11 protein-coding genes are annotated in these 19,567 nt (G+C 39.9%); 3 read left to right on the top strand and 8 right to left on the bottom strand.

Going from position 1 to position 19,567, the window contains the following annotated elements:
• Positions 1-7: 7 nt before the first annotated feature.
• The 5 genes from AB8525_RS04800 to AB8525_RS04780 are packed head-to-tail and all read right to left on the bottom strand — an operon-like array spanning position 8 to position 5,072.
• A complete protein-coding gene (locus AB8525_RS04800) occupies positions 8-1,177 on the bottom strand; it encodes a folylpolyglutamate synthase/dihydrofolate synthase family protein (protein WP_369178927.1) in 1,170 nt (389 codons plus the stop codon).
• The gene (locus tag AB8525_RS04795) at positions 1,174-1,614 is read right to left on the bottom strand and encodes an FxsA family protein (RefSeq protein ID WP_369152949.1); all 441 of its coding nucleotides are present in this window, start codon (positions 1,612-1,614) and stop codon (positions 1,174-1,176) included. The genes AB8525_RS04800 and AB8525_RS04795 overlap by 4 nt, the downstream gene beginning before the upstream one ends.
• Entirely contained in the window at positions 1,614-2,297 is a 684-nt protein-coding gene (trmB, locus tag AB8525_RS04790) for a tRNA (guanosine(46)-N7)-methyltransferase TrmB (RefSeq protein WP_369178925.1), read from the bottom strand. The genes AB8525_RS04795 and trmB overlap by 1 nt, the downstream gene beginning before the upstream one ends.
• Positions 2,290-4,308, bottom strand: coding sequence for a tetratricopeptide repeat protein (locus tag AB8525_RS04785; RefSeq protein ID WP_369178923.1), 2,019 nt, complete (start codon positions 4,306-4,308; stop codon positions 2,290-2,292). Before AB8525_RS04785 ends, trmB begins: the two co-directional genes overlap by 8 nt.
• Entirely contained in the window at positions 4,305-5,072 is a 768-nt protein-coding gene (locus tag AB8525_RS04780) for an exodeoxyribonuclease III (protein WP_369178921.1), read from the bottom strand. The genes AB8525_RS04785 and AB8525_RS04780 overlap by 4 nt, the downstream gene beginning before the upstream one ends.
• Before the next feature lie 25 nt (positions 5,073-5,097).
• On the opposite strand from AB8525_RS04780, the gene pyrE reads away from it, so the two are divergent.
• From pyrE to AB8525_RS04765, 3 genes are all read left to right on the top strand, one after another.
• Entirely contained in the window at positions 5,098-5,736 is a 639-nt protein-coding gene (gene pyrE, locus AB8525_RS04775; RefSeq protein WP_369178919.1) for an orotate phosphoribosyltransferase, read from the top strand.
• A gap of 143 nt (positions 5,737-5,879) precedes the next feature.
• A complete protein-coding gene (locus AB8525_RS04770; RefSeq protein ID WP_369149988.1) occupies positions 5,880-6,026 on the top strand; it encodes a hypothetical protein in 147 nt (48 codons plus the stop codon).
• Between the two features lie 96 nt (positions 6,027-6,122).
• Positions 6,123-6,779: a Fic family protein gene (locus tag AB8525_RS04765; protein WP_369178917.1), complete on the top strand. Its 657-nt coding sequence runs from the start codon at positions 6,123-6,125 to the stop codon at positions 6,777-6,779.
• A gap of 5 nt (positions 6,780-6,784) precedes the next feature.
• On the opposite strand, the gene nadS is transcribed toward AB8525_RS04765, so the two are convergent.
• From nadS to AB8525_RS04750, 3 genes are read right to left on the bottom strand one after another with little or no spacing between them, the layout of a single operon-like run.
• The gene (nadS, locus tag AB8525_RS04760) at positions 6,785-7,072 is read right to left on the bottom strand and encodes a NadS family protein (RefSeq protein ID WP_369152938.1); all 288 of its coding nucleotides are present in this window, start codon (positions 7,070-7,072) and stop codon (positions 6,785-6,787) included.
• Positions 7,073-7,094: 22 nt separating this feature from the next.
• Positions 7,095-7,241, bottom strand: a complete 147-nt coding sequence (locus AB8525_RS04755) for a hypothetical protein (RefSeq protein ID WP_369149988.1) — start codon at positions 7,239-7,241, stop codon at positions 7,095-7,097.
• An 18-nt stretch (positions 7,242-7,259) separates the two neighbouring features.
• Entirely contained in the window at positions 7,260-19,562 is a 12,303-nt protein-coding gene (locus AB8525_RS04750) for an FG-GAP-like repeat-containing protein (RefSeq protein ID WP_369178915.1), read from the bottom strand.
• Between the last annotated feature and the right edge of the window lie 5 nt (positions 19,563-19,567).

Below are 19,567 nucleotides of genomic sequence, written 5' to 3'. Positions count from 1 at the left end.
GTTAATTTTACAACACTTTGAGTGCATCGGTAACAACATAAAAAGAGCCAAAAATTACAATGCGTTTAACTCGATTTGCATTTAGTGCCTGATGAAGGGCGGATGGCATATCCTTGTAAACTTTGACTTTATTTAACAGACTAAATTTTTGAATTAAATTTTGCATAGAAATTGCACGCCCAGTATTTAATGGGACTAATAGCCATTCGTCAATTGATGGGGAAATAATATCAATCATTTCTTCAATATTTTTGTCCTCTAAGACGCAAAAAATCGCAATCGTCGGTTGTTGATTGCATTGGAGCGTATCAGTTAATGCTTGAACTGCTGCCGGGTTGTGAGCGACATCTAATACAATTGTCTTATCACTTTTGCTTTTGACTTGAAAGCGACCTACTAATTTAGCATTGGAAATACCAGCAGATACTTGATTAAAGGGGAGGGTGTGCAATTGATTAACCGCTTCAATCGCTAATGCCGCATTGCGTTTTTGATGCTCACCCTGTAAGCCGATATTACCAAGATAAGGTGCATTGACAAATGTCAGCAACGCACCAATTTCCTGAGCGTATTGCACTATCGTTTTTGGTGGGTTTGTATCGCCACAAATACACGGCATATTCGGACGCATAATGCCCGCTTTTTCCAAGCCAATACTTTCACGCGTGTTACCCAAATAATCAGCGTGATCAATATCAATACTGCTAATTACAGCCACATCATTGTCCACCACATTGACTGAATCTAGGCGCCCACCAAGTCCAACTTCTAATATTGCTACTGCTACTTTTTGATGGGTGAAAATAAGTAGTGCTGCCAAGGTTGAAAATTCAAAATAGGTTAAAGAAGTCATTCCTCTTGTTTGTTCAATTTGTGCAAATGCATCGCATATTTGTGCATCGCTGGCTTGCACGCCGTTGATAATAAATCGTTCATTATATTGAATAATATGCGGAGAGGTAAACGAGGCAACTTTAATGTTTACCTGTTGATAAATACTGTCAATAAAAGCAATGGTAGAACCTTTACCATTTGTGCCTGCAACAGTAATAACTTTAAAATTAACCCCATTTGGAAACAGTTTTTGATAAACTTTTTGGATGCGTTCTAGCCCCAAATCAATCTTTTTTGTATGTAGATTTTCTTGATAATCTAGCCACTCATCCAGCGTTTTCATTCTTCCCAAAATTCGCCTTCAATAGTTTTTTCACTTTTCATTGTTTTTTGATTTTGTTGCGGTTTTTGTCTCTGTGTCGCGGTAAAAACCTTATTTGCATTTTTTTCTAAAAAATGTTTTAAAAAGAATGCCCTACTCCAAGGCATTAATCCCAATAGTCCAATACTATCAGTAATAAACCCAGGAGTTAAAAGCAAAATTCCCGACACCATAATAACCACACCTTCTAACATTTCAAACGAAGGATTTTTACCTTCCATCGTTGCTATTTGCACTTTTTGTAAGGTAGAAAACCCCTGTTGTTTCAATAAATATGAGCCAATAAAAGCCGTCAAGATAATCAACAAAATCGTATTGCCCGTGCCAATTGATCCGCCAACTTCAATTAGCACCATTAATTCCAAAGTAGTTGATATAACAAAAATTAAAAATAACATTAGCCTGCCTCGTTAATAAAAATTAAATCCCAAACACCGTGTCCCAATCGTTTACCGCGTTTTTCAAATTTGGTCATCGGGCGATAGTCCGGTCTTGGTGAATAGATAGGGTCGCTTTGCGTGTTTTTAAAGTCGGGGTGATTTTCTAAAGTTGCCAGCATCGCAATGGCATAATGTTCCCAATCAGTCGCCATATGAATCCGTCCACCCGGTTTGACCTTTTGCGATAATATATCCAAAAAATCAGGATTAACAATGCGTCGTTTGTGGTGTTTTTTCTTATGCCACGGGTCAGGAAAAAAAAGTTGAAAAGTATCAAAACTGTCATTCTCTATATGCTGGATTAAAACCTCAACTGCATCCGCTTGAATAATTTTTAAATTGCGTAATTGGTGTTTATGTGCCTCATTAATCAGCCTGCCAATACCCGCCTCATACACCTCAATACCCAAAAAATTCCTATCAGGTGTGTTAATCGCCATCTCCAGCAAACTGTCCCCATTACCAAATCCAATTTCCAAAACAACCTGCTGCCGTTTAACAAACAAAGCATCCAAATCAATATTGCCTTCTGGCAAATCCACACCATAATCCCCCCAAAACTCCGTTAACCCCGCCTTTTGCCCCAGTGTCAATCGACCTGAACGACGCACAAAACTTTGGATTTTTCGTAGGTTAGTCATGGCCTTTTAGTTGATTTAAGATAAATAAGTTTTGTTGCTTGACAGGCGAGTCGTCAAGATTGTTGATGTAACTTTCTAGCAAATCAAAATTTTGTTTTTTGGCGTAATCAATGAGGCTAGGAAAAATTGCACTGGCTTTTTGATAGGCATTAATTGCTTTTTGGTATTCCTTTAACTCACCATAAGCATTCCCCATATTGTAATAAGCCCCATGATTATCGGGTTTAATCTCAATGGCTTTTTGATAGGCATTAATTGCCTTTTGGTATTCCTTCAACTCTTTATAAGCAACCCCCATACTGTTATAAGCCTCATTATTATCGGGTTTAATCTCAATGGCTTTTTGATAGGCATTAATTTCCTTTTGGTATTCCCCTAATTTACCATAAGCATTCCCCATATTGTAATAAGCCTCATGATTATCGGGTTTAATCTCAATGGCTTTTTGATAGGCATTAATTGCCTTTTGGTATTCCTTCAACTCTTTATAAACAACCCCCATATTGTAATAAGCCATATCATTAGGCTTAATCTCAATGGCTTTTTGATAGACATTAATTGCTTTCTGGTATTCCTTTAACTTATTATAAGCATTCCCCATATTGTAATAAGCTATATCATAATCAGGCTTAATCTCAATGGCTTTTTGATAGGCATTAATTGCCTTTTGGTATTCCTTCAACTCATCATAAGCATTCCCCATATTGTTATAAGCCACATCATTAGGCTTAATCTCAATGCCTTTTTGATAGGCTTTAATTGCCTTTTGGTATTCCTTCAACTCATCATAAGCATCCCCCATATTGTTATAAGCCACATCATTAGGCTTAATCTCAATGGCTTTTTGATAGGCATTAATTGCCTTTTGGTATTCCTTCAACTCTTTATAAACAACCCCCATATTGTAATAAGCCATATCATTAGGCTTAATCTCAATGGCTTTTTGATAGATATTAATTGCTTTCTGGTATTCCTTTAACCCATTATAAGCATTCCCCATATTGTTATAAGCCTCATGATTATCGGGTTTAATCTCAATGGCTTTTTGACAGGCATTAATTGCTTTTTGGTATTTCTTTAACTCATTATAGGCATTCCCCATATTGTTATAAGCCTCATGCATATCAAGCTTAATTTCAATGGCTTTTTGATAGGCATTAATTGCCTTTTGGTATTCCCCTAACTCACCATAAGCATTCCCCATATTGTAATAAGCCGCATCATCAGGCTTAATTCCAATGGCTTTTTGATAAAGCACTATTGCTTGCTCCGCATTGTCTTCCTCATAGGCTTCTTGAAAATAATCTGATTCTGTTTTTATGCTGAGTTTGTGTTTTGTGTTGTTTACTTGAGCAAACCCATAAATATCTTGGAATAGAGTTTTTTCTTCAATGTTAAAATATTGTTTTAATTCTTGCCGAATAAAGACTTTATCCTCTTTCTTAATCGTAATAGATGCTACATTATCAATATCAATATCCTGATAGCCAAATATGAACACACCTTTTTGAGCAGAAATGCGTGCATTACTCTTAAAATTTGTATGTAAATAGTAGTGTGGAGGTTTGGTTTTATCTTTTTCTTTTTCTTTTTCTTTAAATAAATCACCTCCAGAAACTAAGTGTTCAAATTGATCTGTCCACACATCAAGGAAAAATACTTTGCCATTTTCATCAGGCTTATCGCAAGCAAACCACAAAGCAATTAACAAATCTTCACTAAAATCAATCAGCCCTGTTGCCGCACCGTAGTGCTGTAAATCAATCAATAATTCTGTGTCGTTTAATTCTGATTCTTGACCATAGCGATAACTTCTAGCATCTTTAATCAAATTTGTATGATATTCAAAATATTCATCTTCGTTAGGCGTGAGATCTGAGTGTTTAAAACGCCTCTTTGCTGTTGAGGTAATGCCATCGTAGATTTTTGATTGCCCTCGATAAATGTATCTTTTACTCTCTGAAGATTGTTCAGCAATTTGATTAATATATCCACTAACGATTGTACTCATAATTGATATTCCATAATCAATGGCGCGTGGTCAGAAAAGCGTTCCTCTTTATAAATACGGGTATTTTTAACCGTGCCTTGCAAATTCGGTGTGAGGATTTGGTAGTCGATACGCCAGCCTGTATTATTTGCCCACGCCTGTCCGCGATTGCTCCACCAAGTGTATTGATGATCTTCTTGATTGACCGCACGGAAGGCATCGATGAAGCCGATTTGATTAAATAATTCATCGAGGTAGGCGCGTTCTTCGGGGAGGCAACCCGAGCGGTTTTTGTTGCCAGTGAAGTTTTTGATGTCGCGTTTTTGATGAACGATATTGACATCGCCACAGAGGATGACTTTTTTACCATCGGCTTTTAATTGCTTGAGATACGGCATAAAGCGTTGGGTTAAGAATGCCATTTTTATATCTTGGCGTTCTTGTTTAGCGCTACCAGAATGGACATAAATGGAAACGACGGACAAATCATCAAAATCAGCTTGGATAAGGCGACCTTCAAAATCTATGGTTTCCCAGTTGGTTTTTTTGATGATTTTATTGGGTTTCTTCTTACTAAAAATTGCTGTACCCGAATAGCCTTTTTTCTCGGCAGGGTGATAATAGCAGTGGTATTCTTTGGGATAAAATCGCTCGTCTAACTGGTCTTCTTGTGCTTTGATTTCTTGCAAGCAAACCACATCAGCATTTTCTTTTTTTAACCATTCAAAAAAACCTTTTTTTTCAGCTGCTCGAATTCCGTTGACATTGACTGTTATAATTTTCATACTTAAATTTTACTGATTAAATACGATGAAAGATTACAAAAAAGACTTTATTAATTTCGTTTTAGAAGTGGGCGCGTTGAAATTTGGCGAGTTTGAACTGAAATCGGGGCGTATTAGCCCTTATTTTTTCAACGCAGGACTATTCAATCAGGGCAAACATCTTTCGCAACTCGGTCGTTTTTATGCGCAAGCAATTGAGGACAGTAAAATGGACTTTGATGTTTTATTTGGCCCTGCTTATAAAGGCATTCCCTTGGCAACAGCGACTGCAATGGCGTTGAATGACAGTTTTGATAGAAATATGCCTTATAGTTTTAACCGCAAAGAAGCCAAAACTCATGGAGAGGGAGGCAATATTGTGGGTCATGCACTGACAGGCAATATTTTAATTATTGACGATGTAATTACCGCAGGGACGGCAATTCGTGAGGCGATGGATATTATTGCAGCCAATGGGGCGAATGCCAAAGGCGTGATTGTTGCCTTGGATAGGCAAGAAAAGGGCAAAGGTGAGCAGTCTGCCATTCAGGAAGTGGAGCGAGATTTTGGTTTGACAGTGCTGAGTATTATTTGCCTTGCCGATATTATTGATTATCTTAAACAGGGGGATGACCCGTCATTGATTGCGCGTATTGAAGGGTATCGTCAGCAATATGGGGTTTAATGCGTCCCCATCTCAATATCTTTATTAGATATAGACATATGTATCATTAAAAACCGAAGTTTTCCCAAAAATAAATTTTATTATTTAGCCACTTATGGCAGTGATTTATTAGGTTTAAAACTAGACGAGACCTTTGCATAAATATGAATAATCATCAAAACGCCATCTTTCATCAAATTACAAACTTTTTAAAAACACCCTTAGCCCTGCTAGGAGTGGATTTAAAAAATTTCCAATTTAATAAAATCTGTCATTTTGCTAATCATCCCTATTTATGCAAAGGTCTCTAGACATATATTGAAGGCTCAAAACTAACTGATAGCGAGATTGAAACTCTACTTGGTGAGGTTAAAAATCAGTCTTTTTCTCATCGGGACGAGCAAGAGGTGGCAGGTTATTCTGAGGTAATGGAAACCATCTTTGCTAATTCTGAGTATATTAAAATCAGTGAAAACTATATCAAGCAACTGCATATTATTTTACTTAAACACTCAGACAAAGATACTCGCCACCGTGGTGAGTATAAAAAACACACCAACAATGTTGAGGCTTTTGATGGGCTGGGTAAAAGTTCGGGTGTGGTTTTTGCAACGACATCGGCTTTTGACACGCCGAACAAAATGCAAGAATTGATTTATTGGACTCGGGAAACTTTGAATGACAAAAGCTATCACCCATTGATTGTGATTGCGGTTTTTAACTTGGTATTTTTAGCCATTCATCCTTTTCAAGACGGCAACGGCAGGCTTTCTCGTGCTTTAGTATCTCTACTAATGCTGAAATCGGGTTATGGATACATTTCTTATACCTCACTTGAAAGCATCATTGAAAAAAACAAAGACGGCTATTATCTCGCCCTGCAACGCACGCAGAAAACACTCAATTCAACAATAGACTGGAGTGCCTGGCTAAACTTCTTTTTTCGTTCGTTGAAACGACAGAAGGACCACCTACAGACAAAAATCAGCAACGCTGAAAGATACAGCCACCCACCAAAAGAAAGTGTGATTATTATTCATATTTATGCAAAGGTCTCTTTTTGATATATTTAATGACTTAAAGCCCTTAAAACAACACTTGGTTCTTTAGCGACCACATTAAGCAAAACCAAAGCCGGACCTCGGGGATTTCTATCGCCTCGCTCCCAATGACGCAGAGTGCTGACGCTAACGCCAAAAGCATTAGCAAATTCATTTTGGCTCATACCAACATTAGCACGAATATTGTTTATATCTAGTGGGTTCATATCGTGGACGATAGCCTTTGATTTTTTACCTTCAGAAAAATCAATCGTCTCGCCCAAACCTTGTTTGATGCTATTAAATAATTCACTCATTTTCAAACCTCATAATTACCTTTTAGAGACCTTTGCATAAATAGGGATGATTAGCAAAATGACAGATTTTATTAAATTGGAAATTTTTTAAATCCACTCCTAGCAGGGCTAAGGGTGTTTTTAAAAAGTTTGTAATTTGATGAAAGATGGCGTTTTGATGATTATTCATATTTATGCAAAGGTCTCTTTATACAAGAATAAGATTATCAGTTATAAAGTGCCCTAATGCAACTGTGTCGGGAGTAGGGGAGCCACCAATACCAGAAACCCCTTGTAGATTGATAACCAAATCAGCAACATCATCTGTAACCGTGCCATCAGCATCAATCGTTAGTTTAGCACTACCTGCAGTGCCAGTATCTGACACTGTAATATATTTATCAATATTAGCAAAAAGTGTCGCTTGGTTACCACTAGCAGTAATAAAATCTTTTAAATCTAATTTATCACCGCCAGCACCAAATATGAAGCCAGTTATGGTGTCTTCGCCATTATCTGTATTTGCATAAACAAAAATATCACTGCCTGCACCGCCATTTATAGTATCGTTGCCTGCACCACCATTTATAGTATCGTCACCTGCACTACCCGTTATAGTATCGGCGTTATCGGTGCCGATATAAAAATTATATGCAAATGCCCAAGTTTTACCTGAGGTATTATCAATACCTGCAAAGTCATTACCCGAGGTGTCAGTTATAACGCCTGATGCCATTTTGATGTAATAAACACCTGAAGTTAAACTACTTGGGTTAAGAGTGAGCGTTGTGTCGCTAATATTAGCATTAGTAATGCTAATAGTTGCAACTTTTTCTGCGCTATTCCAGATTTCAACAATGCCGCCATTTGTTTTGATGTTTTCAGAAAACTCAATTACTAGATTTGAAGGCTCGCCTAAGACATTGGTATCGCTGGTTTTTTCTGTAAAGGTTGGAACTTGTCCATCTACAGAAGAAGGCTGTTGATTGTAGTAGTATTTAAGGGTGCCATAAACCTCACCCACTACCAAATCTAGATCACCATCGCCATCAATATCGGCTAGGGTTGGTTTGGAAGAATCCCCCACATCAATGCCATTAAAAGGATTGTCATCTCCAGTTTTTGCTTCATAAGCAGGGTTAGAAGTAGTACCTGTATTTTGATAGTATTTAATGGTGCCATAAAACTCACCCACCACCAAATCCAGGTCGCCATCGCCGTCAATATCGACTAGGATTGGTGAGGAAGAATATCCCGCATCAATGCCATTAAAAGGATTGTCATCTCCAGTTTTTGCTTCATAAGCAGGGTTAGAAGTAGTGCCTGTATTTTGATAGTATTTAAGGGTGCCATCATTCCCACCCACTACCAAATCTAGGTCGCCATCGCCGTCAATATCGACTAGGATTGGTGAGGAAGAATATCCCACATCAATGCCATTAAAAGGATTACTATCTCCAGTTTTTGCTTCATAAGCAGGGTTAGAAGTAGTGCCTGTGTTTTGATAGTATTTAAGGGTGCCATTATTCTCACCCACCACCAAATCTAGGTCGCCATCGCCGTCAATATCGGCTAGGGTTGGTGAGGCAGCATTTCCCACATCAATGCCATTAAAAGGATTGCTACCTCCAGTTTTTACTTCATAAGCAGGGTTAGAAGTAGTGCCTGTATTTTGATAGTATTTAAGGGTGCCATAATTCTCACCCACCACCAAATCCAGGTCGACATCGCCGTCAATATCAACCAAGATTGGCACAGAAACAATCCCCACATCAATACCCTCAAAAGGATTATTGCCCGAACCTGTTTTTTCAATATACTCAAGCTTAGTCTTAGCCAACACTACTCTATCAGCGGTAAATACTGGTGCATTACCTGCGACATCTGTTATATTATTTAGCGTAATATCGCTTGTTGGATTGTCAATATCAAAGTCTGTAGCGGCAATGCTATCTCCAGCTTGAACACTATATTTAAACACCAGTTTCTTATCACCTGCAGTTGTAGAGGCAGTTTTATCCAAAACAAAGTCTTTGCCTGCAATGACCACTTTAGAGCCTGTGGTGTTATTAAGTTTCAAAGTCTCACTCATTGTCAGTGTTAGGCTGATAATATCGCCTGCCTTAAAAGCAGATTGCCCTGCTGGAATATTGCTTAGAGTCCATGGATTGGTCGTGATTGGGATTGGGTTAATGGTGTCATAAGTTACTGCTGTGCTAGTGCTAATTGTTGAATTGGTGCCATCACTAAGCGTTACTACAGCCGTGTAGGTTTTTCCATCGGCTAATTCAGATGGCATATTGGCATGTGCCAGTGTCCAAGTTTTATCATTCGCAATGGTTGGCAAACTTGAAACTGTAGCCACTGAATTACTGCCTTCAAAAAATTCAATCTTAGTAATAGATAAGGTACCTGCTCCCGCTACTGTGCCTGAGAGTGTGGTTGCATCTTTCTCGTTATTATTAATGTAATTATCATCGGCACCTGCCCAAACAATGTCGGTAGTAAGAACGATGGTTTTAAATGCCCATTGGTTGCTGTTTTTAGCAATACCCAGTGCATCGTTGCCTGACATATCCGTTATAGCACCAGAGTTCATTTCTAAATAGTAACTGCCTACGGTAAGTTTATTATTGGTTAAACCTAATGCTGATACATCAATAGTAAGTTTATCATTGGTAATGCTAAATTTATTTGTATCACTAGCGATATTAATAGTTGCTACTGTTACATCGCTACTATTCTTGATGAGAATACTGCCCGTACCTGCTTTAATATTTTCACTAAAGTCAAGCACTAGATCTGAGGTTTCACCTAAGGTAACACTGGCTTGTGTTGTTAGAGTTGGAACTTGTCCATCTACAGAAGAAGGTGGTTGATTGTAGTAATATTTAAGGGTGCCGTCAATTTCACCTATCACCAAATCCAGGTTGCCATCGCCGTCAATATCGGCTAGGGTTGGTGAGGAAGAATATCCCACATCAATGCCATTAAAAGGATTATCATCTCCAGTTTTTGCTTCATAAGCAGGGTTAGAAGTAGTGCCTGTATTTTGATAGTATTTAAGGGTGCCATAATACTCACCCACCACCAAATCTAGGTCGCCATCGCCGTCAATATCGACTAGGATTGGTAAGGAAGAATATCCCACATTAATGCCATTAAAAGGATTGTCATCTCCAGTTTTTGCTTCATAAGCAGGGTTAGAAGTAGTGCCTGTATTTTGATAGTATTTAAGGGTGCCATAAACCTCACCCATCACCAAATCTAGGTCGCCATCGCCGTCAATATCGGCTAGGGTTGGTGCGGAATAATCCCCCACATCAATGCCATCAAAAGGATTACTATCACCAGTTTTTGCTTCATAAGCAGGGTTAGAAGTAGTGCCTGTGTTTTGATAGTATTTAAGGGTGCCATTATACTCACCCACCACCAAATCTAGGTCGCCATCGCCGTCAATATCGGCCAGGGTTGGTGCGGAAAAATCCCCCACATCAATGCTATTAAAAGGATTGCTACCTCCAGTTTTTACTTCATAAGCAGGGTTAAAAGTAGTGCCTGTATTTTGATAGTATTTAAGGGTGCCATAAGCCTCACCCATCACCAAATCCAGGTCGCCATCGCCGTCAATATCAGCCAAGATTGGCGTGGAATAACTTCCCACATCAATGCCATTAAAAGGATTATTGCCCGAACCTGTTTTTTCAATATACTCAAGCTTAGTCTTGGTCAACACCACTCTATCAGCGGTAAATACTGGTGCATTACCTGCGACATCTGTTATATTATTTAGCGTAATATCGCTTGTTGGATTGTCAATATCAAAGTCTGTAGCGGCAATGCTATCTCCAGCTTGAACGCTATATTTAAACACCAGTTTCTTATCACCTGCAGTTGTAGAGGCAGTTTTATCCAAAACAAAGTCTTTGCCTGCAATGACCACTTTAGAGCCTGTGGTGTTATTAAGTTTCAAGGTCTCGCTCATTGTCAGTGTTAGGCTGATAACATCGCCTGTCTTAAAAGCAGATTGTCCTGCTGGAATATCGCTTAGAGTCCATGGATTGGTCGTGATTGGGGTTGGGGCTTGAGTATCTACAGAAGAAGGTTGTTGATTGTAATAATATTTAAGGGTGCCATTCTGCTCACCCACCACCAAGTCTAGGTCGCCATCACCATCAATATCAGCTAGGACTGGTGCGGAATAATCCCCCACATCAATGCCATCAAAAGGATTGCTATCTCCAGTTTTTACTTCATAAGCAGGGTTAGAAGTAGTGCCTGTATTTTGATAGTATTTAAGGGTGCCATAAGCCTCACCCATCACCAAATCCAGGTCGCCATCGCCGTCAATATCGGCTAGGGTTGGTGAGGAAGAATATCCCACATCAATGCCATTAAAAGGATTGTCATTTCCAGTTTTTGCTTCATAAGCAGGGCTAGAAGTAGTGCCTGTATTTTGATAGTATTTAAGGGTGCCATCACTCTCACCCACCACCAAATCTAGGTCGCCATCGCCATCAATATCGGCTAGGGTTGGTTTGGAAGAATCCCCCACATCAATGCCATTAAAAGGATTGTCATCTCCAGTTTTTGCTTCATAAGCAGGGTTAGAAGTAGTGCCTGTGTTTTGATAGTATTTAAGGGTGCCATCATTCTCACCCACTACCAAATCTAGATCACCATCGCTGTCAATATCGGCTAGGGTTGGTGCGGAATAAATCCCCACATCAATGCCATTAAAAGGATTATTGCCTCCAGTTTTTGCTTCATAAGCAGGGCTAGAAGTAGTGCCTGTATTTTGATAGTATTTAAGGGTGCCATCATCCTTACCCGCCACCAAATCTAGATCACCATCGCCATCAATATCAGCCAAGGTTGGTGTGGAATAATACCCCACATCAATACCCTCAAAAGGATTATTGCCCAAACCTGTTTTTTCAATATACTCAAGCTTAGTCAACACTACTCTATCAGCGGTAAATACTGGTGCATTACCTGCGACATCTGTTATATTATTTAGCGTAATATCGCTTGTTGGGTTGTCAATATCAAAGTCTGTAGCGGCAATGTTATCTCCAGCTTGAACGCTATATTTAAACACCAGTTTCTTATCACCTGCAGTTGTAGAGGCGGTTTTATCCAAAACAAAGTCTTTGCCTGCAATGACCACTTTAGAGTCTGTGGTGTTATTAAGTTTCAAGGTCTCACTCATTGTCAAAGTTAGGCTGATAACATCCCCTGCCTTAAAAGCAGATTGTCCTGCTGGAATATTGCTTAGAGTCCATGAGTTAGTAGCCGTTGGAGTTGGGGCTTGTCCATCTACAAAAAAAGATTGTTGATTGTAATAATATTTAAAGGTGCCACCACCATTACCCACCACCAAATCTAGGTCGCCATCACCATCAATATCGGCTAGGGTTGGTTTGGAAGAATATCCCGCATCAATGCCATTAAAAGGATTGTCATCTCCAGTTTTTGCTTCATAAGTAGGGTTAGAAGTAGTGCCTGTATTTTGATAGTATTTAAGGGTGCCATAAACCTCACCCATCACCAAATCTAGGTCGCCATCGCCGTCAATATCGGCTAGGGTTGGTGAGGAAAAATACCCCACATCAATGCCATTAAAAGGATTGTCATCTCCAGTTTTTGCTTCATAAGCAGGGTTAGAAGTAGTGCCTGTATTTTGATAGTATTTAAGGGTACCATACATCTCACCCACCACCAAATCCAGGTCGCTATCGCCGTCAATATCAGCCAAGGTTGGTGTGGAATAATACCCCACATCAATGCCATTAAAAGGATTGTCATCTCCGGTTTTTGCTTCATAAGCAGGGTTAGAAGTAGTGCCTGTATTTTGATAGTATTTAAGGGTGCCATAAAACTCACCCACCACCAAATCCAGGTCGCCATCGCCGTCAATATCGGCTAGGGTTGGTTTGGAAGAATATCCCACATCAATGCCATTAAAAGGATTGCTATCTCCAGTTTTTACTTCATAAGCAGGGTTAGAAGTAGTGCCTGTATTTTGACAGTATTTAAGGGTGCCATAATTCTCACCCACCACCAAATCCAGGTCGCCATCGCCGTCAATATCAGCCAAGATTGGCGTGGAATAACCTCCCACATCAATGCCATTAAAAGGATTATTGCCCGAACCTGTTTTTTCAGTATACCCAACCTTAGCCAACACTACTCTATCAGCGGTAAATACTGGTGCATTACCTGCGACATCTGTTATATTATTTAGCGTAATATCGCTTGTTGGATTGTCAATATCAAAGTCTGTAGCGGCAATGCTATCTCCAGCTTGAACACTATATTTAAACACCAGTTTCTTATCACCTGCAGTTCTAGAGGCAGTTTTATCCAAAACAAAGTCTTTGCCTGCAATGACTACTTTAGAGCCTGTGGTGTTATTAAGTTTCAAGGTCTCACTCATTGTCAGTGTTAGGCTGATAACATCGCCTGTCTTAAAAGCAGATTGTCCTGCTGGAATATTGCTTAGAGTCCATGAGTTAGTAGCCGTTGGAGTTGGGGCTTGTTCATCTACAGAAGAAGGTTGTTGATTGTAGTAGTATTTAAGGGTGCCATCATCCTTACCCACCACCAAATCTAGGTCGCCATCGCCGTCAATATCGGCTAGGGTTGGTGAGGAATAACCTCCCACATCAATGCCATTAAAAGGATTATTGCCTCCAGTTTTTACTTCATAAGCAGGGCTAGAAGTAGTGCCTGTATTTTGATAGTATTTAAGGGTGCCATTCCTCTCACCCACCACCAAATCTAGGTCGCCATCGCCGTCAATATCGGCTAGGGTTGGTTTGGAAGAATTCCCCACATCAATGCTATTAAAAGGATTGCTACCTCCAGTTTTTACTTCATAAGCAGGGCTAGAAGTAGTGCCTGTATTTTGATAGTATTTAAGGGTGCCATTACCCTCACCCACCACCAAATCTAGGTCGCCATCGCCATCAATATCAGCCAAGTTTGGCGCAGAAACATACCCCACATCAATGCCATTAAAAGGATTGTCATCTCCAGTTTTTGCTTCATAAGCAGGGTTAGAAGTAGTGCCTGTGTTTTGATAGTATTTAAGGGTGCCATTACCTTCACCCACCACCAAATCTAGGTCGCCATCGCCGTCAATATCGACTAGGATTGGTGAGGAAGAATATCCCGCATTAATGCCATTAAAAGGATTGTCATCTCCAGTTTTTGCTTCATAAGCAGGGTTAGAAGTAGTGCCTGTATTTTGATAGTATTTAAGGGTGGCATTACCTTCACCCATCACTAAATCCAGGTCGCCATCGCCGTCAATATCAGCCAGGGTTGGCGCAGAAGCATTCCCCACATCAATACCCTCAAAAGGATTATTGCCCGAACCTGTTTTTTCAATATACTCAAGCTTAGTCAACACTACTCTATCAGCGGTAAATACTGGTGCATTACCTGCGACATCTGTTATATTATTTAGCGTAATATCGCTTGTTGGATTGTCAATATCAAAGTCTGTAGCGGCAATGCTATCTCCAGCTTGAACACTATATTTAAACACCAGTTTCTTATCACCTGCAGTTGTAGAGGCAGTTTTATCCAAAACAAAGTCTTTGCCTGCAATGACCACTTTAGAGCCTGTGGTGTTATTAAGTTTCAAGGTCTCACTCATTGTCAGTGTTAGGCTGATAACATCCCCTAGCTTAAAAGCAGATTGTCCTGCTGGAATATCGCTTAAAGTCCATGGATTGGTCGTGATTGGGGTTGGGTTAATGGTGTCATAAGTTACTGCTGTGCTAGTGCTAATTGCTGAATTGGTGCCATCACTAAGCGTTACTACAGCCGTGTAGGTTTTTCCATCGGCTAATTCAGATGGCATATTGGCATGTGCCAGTGTCCAAGTTTTATCATCCGCAATGGTTGGCAAACTTGAAACTGTGGCTACTGAATTACTGCCTTCAAAAAATTCAATCTTAGTAATAGATAAGGTACCTGCTCCCGCTACTGTGCCTGAGAGTGTGGTTGCATCTTTCTCGTTATTATTAATGTAATTATCATCGGCACCTGCCCAAACAATGTCGGTAGTAAGGACGATGATTTCAAATGCCCATTGGTTGCTGTTTTTAGCAATACCCAGTGCATCGTTGCCTGACATATCCGTTATAGCACCAGAGTTCATTTCTAAATAGTAACTGCCTACGGTAAGTTTATTATTGGTTAAACCTAATGCTGATACATCAATAGTAAGTTTATCATTGGTAATGCTAAATTTATTTGTATCACTAGCGATATTAATCGTTGCTACTGTTACATCGCTACTATTCTTGATGAGAATATTGCCCGTACCTGCTTTAATATGTTCACTAAAGTCAAGCACTAGATCTGAGGTTTCCTCTAAGATAACGCTGGCTTGTGTTGTTAGAGTTGGCGCTTGTCCATCTACAAAAAAAGATTGTTGATTGTAATAATATTTAAGGGTGCCATCATTCTTACCCACCACCAAATCCAGGTCGCCATCGCCGTCAATATCGGCTAGGGTTGGTGCGAAAAATTCCCCCACATCAATGCCATTAAAAGGATTGCTACCTCCAGTTTTTGCTTCATAAGCAGGGTTAGAAGTAGTGCCTGTATTTTGATAGTATTTAAGGGTGCCATAAACCTCACCCACTACCAAATCTAGATCACCATCGCCATCAATATCAGCCAAGGTTGGTGTGGAATAATACCCCACATCAATGCCATTAAAAGGATTGTCATCTCCAGTTTTTGCTTCATAAGCAGGGTTAGAAGTAGTGCCTGTGTTTTGATAGTATTTAAGGGTGCCATTACCTTCACCCATCACTAAATCCAGGTCGCCATCGCCGTCAATATCGGCTAGGGTTGGTTTGGAAAAATCCCCCACATCAATGCTATTAAAAGGATTGCTACCTCCAGTTTTTACTTCATAAGCAGGGTTAGAAGTAGTGCCTGTATTTTGATAGTATTTAAGGGTGCCATAAGCCTCACCCATCACCAAATCTAGGTCGCCATCGCCGTCAATATCGGCTAGGGTTGGTCCGGAATAAATCCCCACATTAATGCTATTAAAAGGATTGTCATCTCCAGTTTTTGCTTCATAAGCAGGGTTAGAAGTAGTGCCTGTATTTTGATAGTATTTAAGGGTGCCATACTTCTCACCCACCACCAAATCTAGGTCGCCATCGCCGTCAATATCAGCCAAGATTGGCGTGGAATAACCTCCCACATCAATGCCATTAAAAGGATTATTGCCCAAACCTGTTTTTTCAATATACTCAAGCTTAGTCTTAGCCAACACTACTCTATCAGCGGTAAATACTGGTGCATTACCTGCGACATCTGTTATATTATTTAGCGTAATATCGCTTGTTGGGTTGTCAATATCAAAGTCTGTAGCGGCAATGCTATCCCCAGCTTGAACGCTATATTTAAACACCAGTTTCTTATCACCTGCAGTTGTAGAGGCAGTTTTATCCAAAACAAAGTCTTTACCTGCAATGACCACTTTAGAGCCTGTGGTGTTATTAAGTTTCAAGGTCTCGCTCATTGTCAGTGTTAGGCTGATAACATCGCCTGTCTTAAAAGCAGATTGTCCTGCTGGAATATCGCTTAAAGTCCATGGATTGGTCGTGATTGGGGTTGGGTTAATGGTGTCATAAGTTACTGCTGTGCTAGTGCTAATTGCTGAATTGGTGCCATCACTAAGCGTTACTACAGCCGTGTAGGTTTTTCCATCGGCTAATTCAGATGGCATAGCAGAATGTGCGAGTGCCCAAGTGCCGTCAGCTGCAACAGCTGGTAATCCTGAAGTTATTGCTGTGCCTACTGTATTACTACCTTCAAAAAACTCAATTTTGGTAATCGTTAAAGTACCTATTCCAGTTACTTTGCCTGAGAGTGCGGTTGCGTCTTTTTCACTATCATTAATGTAGTTATCATCGGCACCTATCCAAGCGATTGTGGTAGAAAGTGCTTCGGCTGTAGCGTCTTCATTGTCAGTAATGGTTACAGTTGGTGCAACCGTATCAACTTTAAAATCACCTATTTTCTCTATCGCTGGGTTACCAGCAGTATCTTTTATATTGACTTTATAGCTGTAAGTTTGCCCATGGGTTAATGCTTGTAAATCTGTGGCTGCAACAGTAATGGTTGCACTATTGCTGGTAACAGTGCCTGTATAAGTTTTTTGGTTAATAACTAGTGAGACTTCTTGATTGTTTTCTACACCAGTTGTAGCAACTGTTACAGTGCCATTGCTGTTGTCTTCAATAGCGTTTAAAATATCTCCCCAGTTTAGTGTAATGTCTCCAATAGTTGGTACAACACCATCAACATTACGGTCTAATTCAATAGGATAAGTGCCTGTGGTGGTAACTATATTACCTACTGCATCGGTTACTCCTGTTAAGGCAATTGCACTTGCACTGGTAATCTCAAAATCTGCTTTACTAACGCTATCATCGACTTTAACAGTGTAGGTAAAGAATAATTGTTTTAATTCATCTGCTGATGCCCATGCTTTGGCGGCACCTTTGCCGGTATCTAGTGTAAATTCCTTATTACCAATGGTCACTTTGCTACTGGTAGCATTGCTTAACGAGAGTGCTTCATTAGTTGTCATGGTTAGCTCAATAACATCACCTACTTTAAAGCCTGATTGTCCATCTGTTGGTGAATTGACTGCCCAGTCTGTTATGGTTGGGGCTATGGTGTCAATTAGAACAGGGGTGGTATTGCCACCTGTGCTTGTGCCGCCGCCTGTTGAAGATAAATTTATTTCAATTGTGTAGGTCTCGCCACTGACTAAAGCCGGTATTTTACTATTGGCTAATGTCCATTCGGTACCATTGGCAGATGCAAAAGTGGGTAGGTTACTGGTATCTACAACTTTGTCATTGGCTGTTCCACTGGCTGCTTTAAATGTAATAGCACTGATAACAACGCCTGCTGCACCGCCAGAATTTGTTAATGTGCCTTGAATGGCAAGTGTGCTAGATTCACTGGCATTGATGCCATTGTCGCTAACAGAGTTGCCACTTGCATCTACCCATTGTGCTGTGGTGGTGAATGAAGAAACCAGAAAGCCCCAACCACTATTGCTGTCAATACCCTCATAATTATTACCTGCAGTATCTTTAAAAGTGCCTGCATCAATTTTGACATAGTAATTCTTATTGACTATTAAATCACTACCTGGATTAATAGTGATAATTTTTTTGGTGCTATCAAGGCTAACTTGGTTAGCTATATCAATCGTAATAAGAGTGTCAGAGTTGGCTTTATCATAAATGACAATACTGCCTGCTGTGTTTATTGTAACTGCCTCTAAAAAGGTCATCGTTAAGTTTGCATTAGGTGCCATATTGCCACTGAGTGCTGCTACTGGGGCTTTGGTGTCAATTGCTTGCTCGTTATTTGCTGCTGTTGTGCTGTAAGCATTGCCCGCACTGTCTGTAATTGCAGGATTAGCAGACACTGACACTGTTAAGTTAGAACCTACATCTAGGTCACTGCTAGGTACAACAGTTAAGGTATAGACTTTACCTGCATCAGCAGGTGTTGTGCTGGCAATTAAGTCAGTACCTGTCTTAATAGCACCATTGCTGATGTTGATAACGCTTTTGTCAAAACCTGTTACTGCTTCACTAAAGGTAAAGGTATAGGTGATTGTATCGCCAGTTTTAAGGGTTAAAGCATCAGCCTTGTCATCGCTGATAATCAAAGTTGGGGCTTGAGTATCAAAACTTTGATTATTGCTGGCAGCAGCTGATTTTAGTGCTGTGTTAACTTTAGAAGTAGCAGCATCAACGGCAACTGTAAGGCTTATTATGCCTTTACTGTTTGCAGGAGGGGTTAGTTCTAAAGTATAGACACTTTCACTACCATTAACAGAGGTAAAAGTACCTTTTGTACCGCCTGTAACTGTAATATCATTTATATCAAAATCTGTAACTGCTTCATCAAAAGTAAAGGTATAGGTAATAACTTCACCAACTTTAGCGGTGTCGGACTTGTCATCAGTAATGCTTAAACCAATCCCCAAACCTGGAGTTGACTCACTGTTGTCAATATCAGTGGATTCAATTCTCTTAAAAGCGCCTGTATTTAAATTTAATAGCCCGTCATTGCCGGTTATATCAATCTTAACAAAACCATCTGCAAAATAAACCCTATCGCCATTAGAGGCTGTGAAGGAGACTTCTTCTTGGTATCCAGTACCGTTAATATTAACAGTTCTTTTGAAGGTGTAGGTATTGCCATCTAGTGTTTGTTCGTAGTTGTTAAAAGTGCCGGTTAAATAAATTGAATCATTGCCACCTGTTGAAGTAAGCCCTGTTGCATCGACTTTGGTGCCTTGTCCTACATAGACGGCATCGTCTCCACTATTGCCAGATGCTTTTAATGCTTGTCCGTGAGATTCAACTCCGGTGATATCGGAATACCAGTTGACGAAGAAGCCGTTGGTGTTGCTGATGAAGTATTTTGTTTGTCCTGGCATGAGAT

The sequence above is a fragment of the Candidatus Thiodubiliella endoseptemdiera genome, assembly GCF_964212635.1.
GTDB lineage: Bacteria > Pseudomonadota > Gammaproteobacteria > PS1 > Pseudothioglobaceae > Thiodubiliella > Thiodubiliella endoseptemdiera.
This window is presented reverse-complemented; position numbering and strand designations above follow the sequence as displayed.

Excerpts from the sequence above, each read along its gene's own strand:
- AB8525_RS04800 (WP_369178927.1), bottom strand. The coding sequence starts at position 1,177 with ATGAAAACGCTGGATGAGTGGCTAGATTATCAAGAAAATCTACATACA.
- AB8525_RS04750 (WP_369178915.1), bottom strand. The coding sequence starts at position 19,562 with ATGCCAGGACAAACAAAATACTTCATCAGCAACACCAACGGCTTCTTC.
- AB8525_RS04770 (WP_369149988.1), top strand. The coding sequence starts at position 5,880 with ATGAATAATCATCAAAACGCCATCTTTCATCAAATTACAAACTTTTTA.
- AB8525_RS04785 (WP_369178923.1), bottom strand. The coding sequence starts at position 4,308 with ATGAGTACAATCGTTAGTGGATATATTAATCAAATTGCTGAACAATCT.
- AB8525_RS04755 (WP_369149988.1), bottom strand. The coding sequence starts at position 7,241 with ATGAATAATCATCAAAACGCCATCTTTCATCAAATTACAAACTTTTTA.
- pyrE (WP_369178919.1), top strand. The coding sequence starts at position 5,098 with ATGAAAGATTACAAAAAAGACTTTATTAATTTCGTTTTAGAAGTGGGC.
- AB8525_RS04795 (WP_369152949.1), bottom strand. The coding sequence starts at position 1,614 with ATGTTATTTTTAATTTTTGTTATATCAACTACTTTGGAATTAATGGTG.
- AB8525_RS04780 (WP_369178921.1), bottom strand. The coding sequence starts at position 5,072 with ATGAAAATTATAACAGTCAATGTCAACGGAATTCGAGCAGCTGAAAAA.
- trmB (WP_369178925.1), bottom strand. The coding sequence starts at position 2,297 with ATGACTAACCTACGAAAAATCCAAAGTTTTGTGCGTCGTTCAGGTCGA.
- nadS (WP_369152938.1), bottom strand. The coding sequence starts at position 7,072 with ATGAGTGAATTATTTAATAGCATCAAACAAGGTTTGGGCGAGACGATT.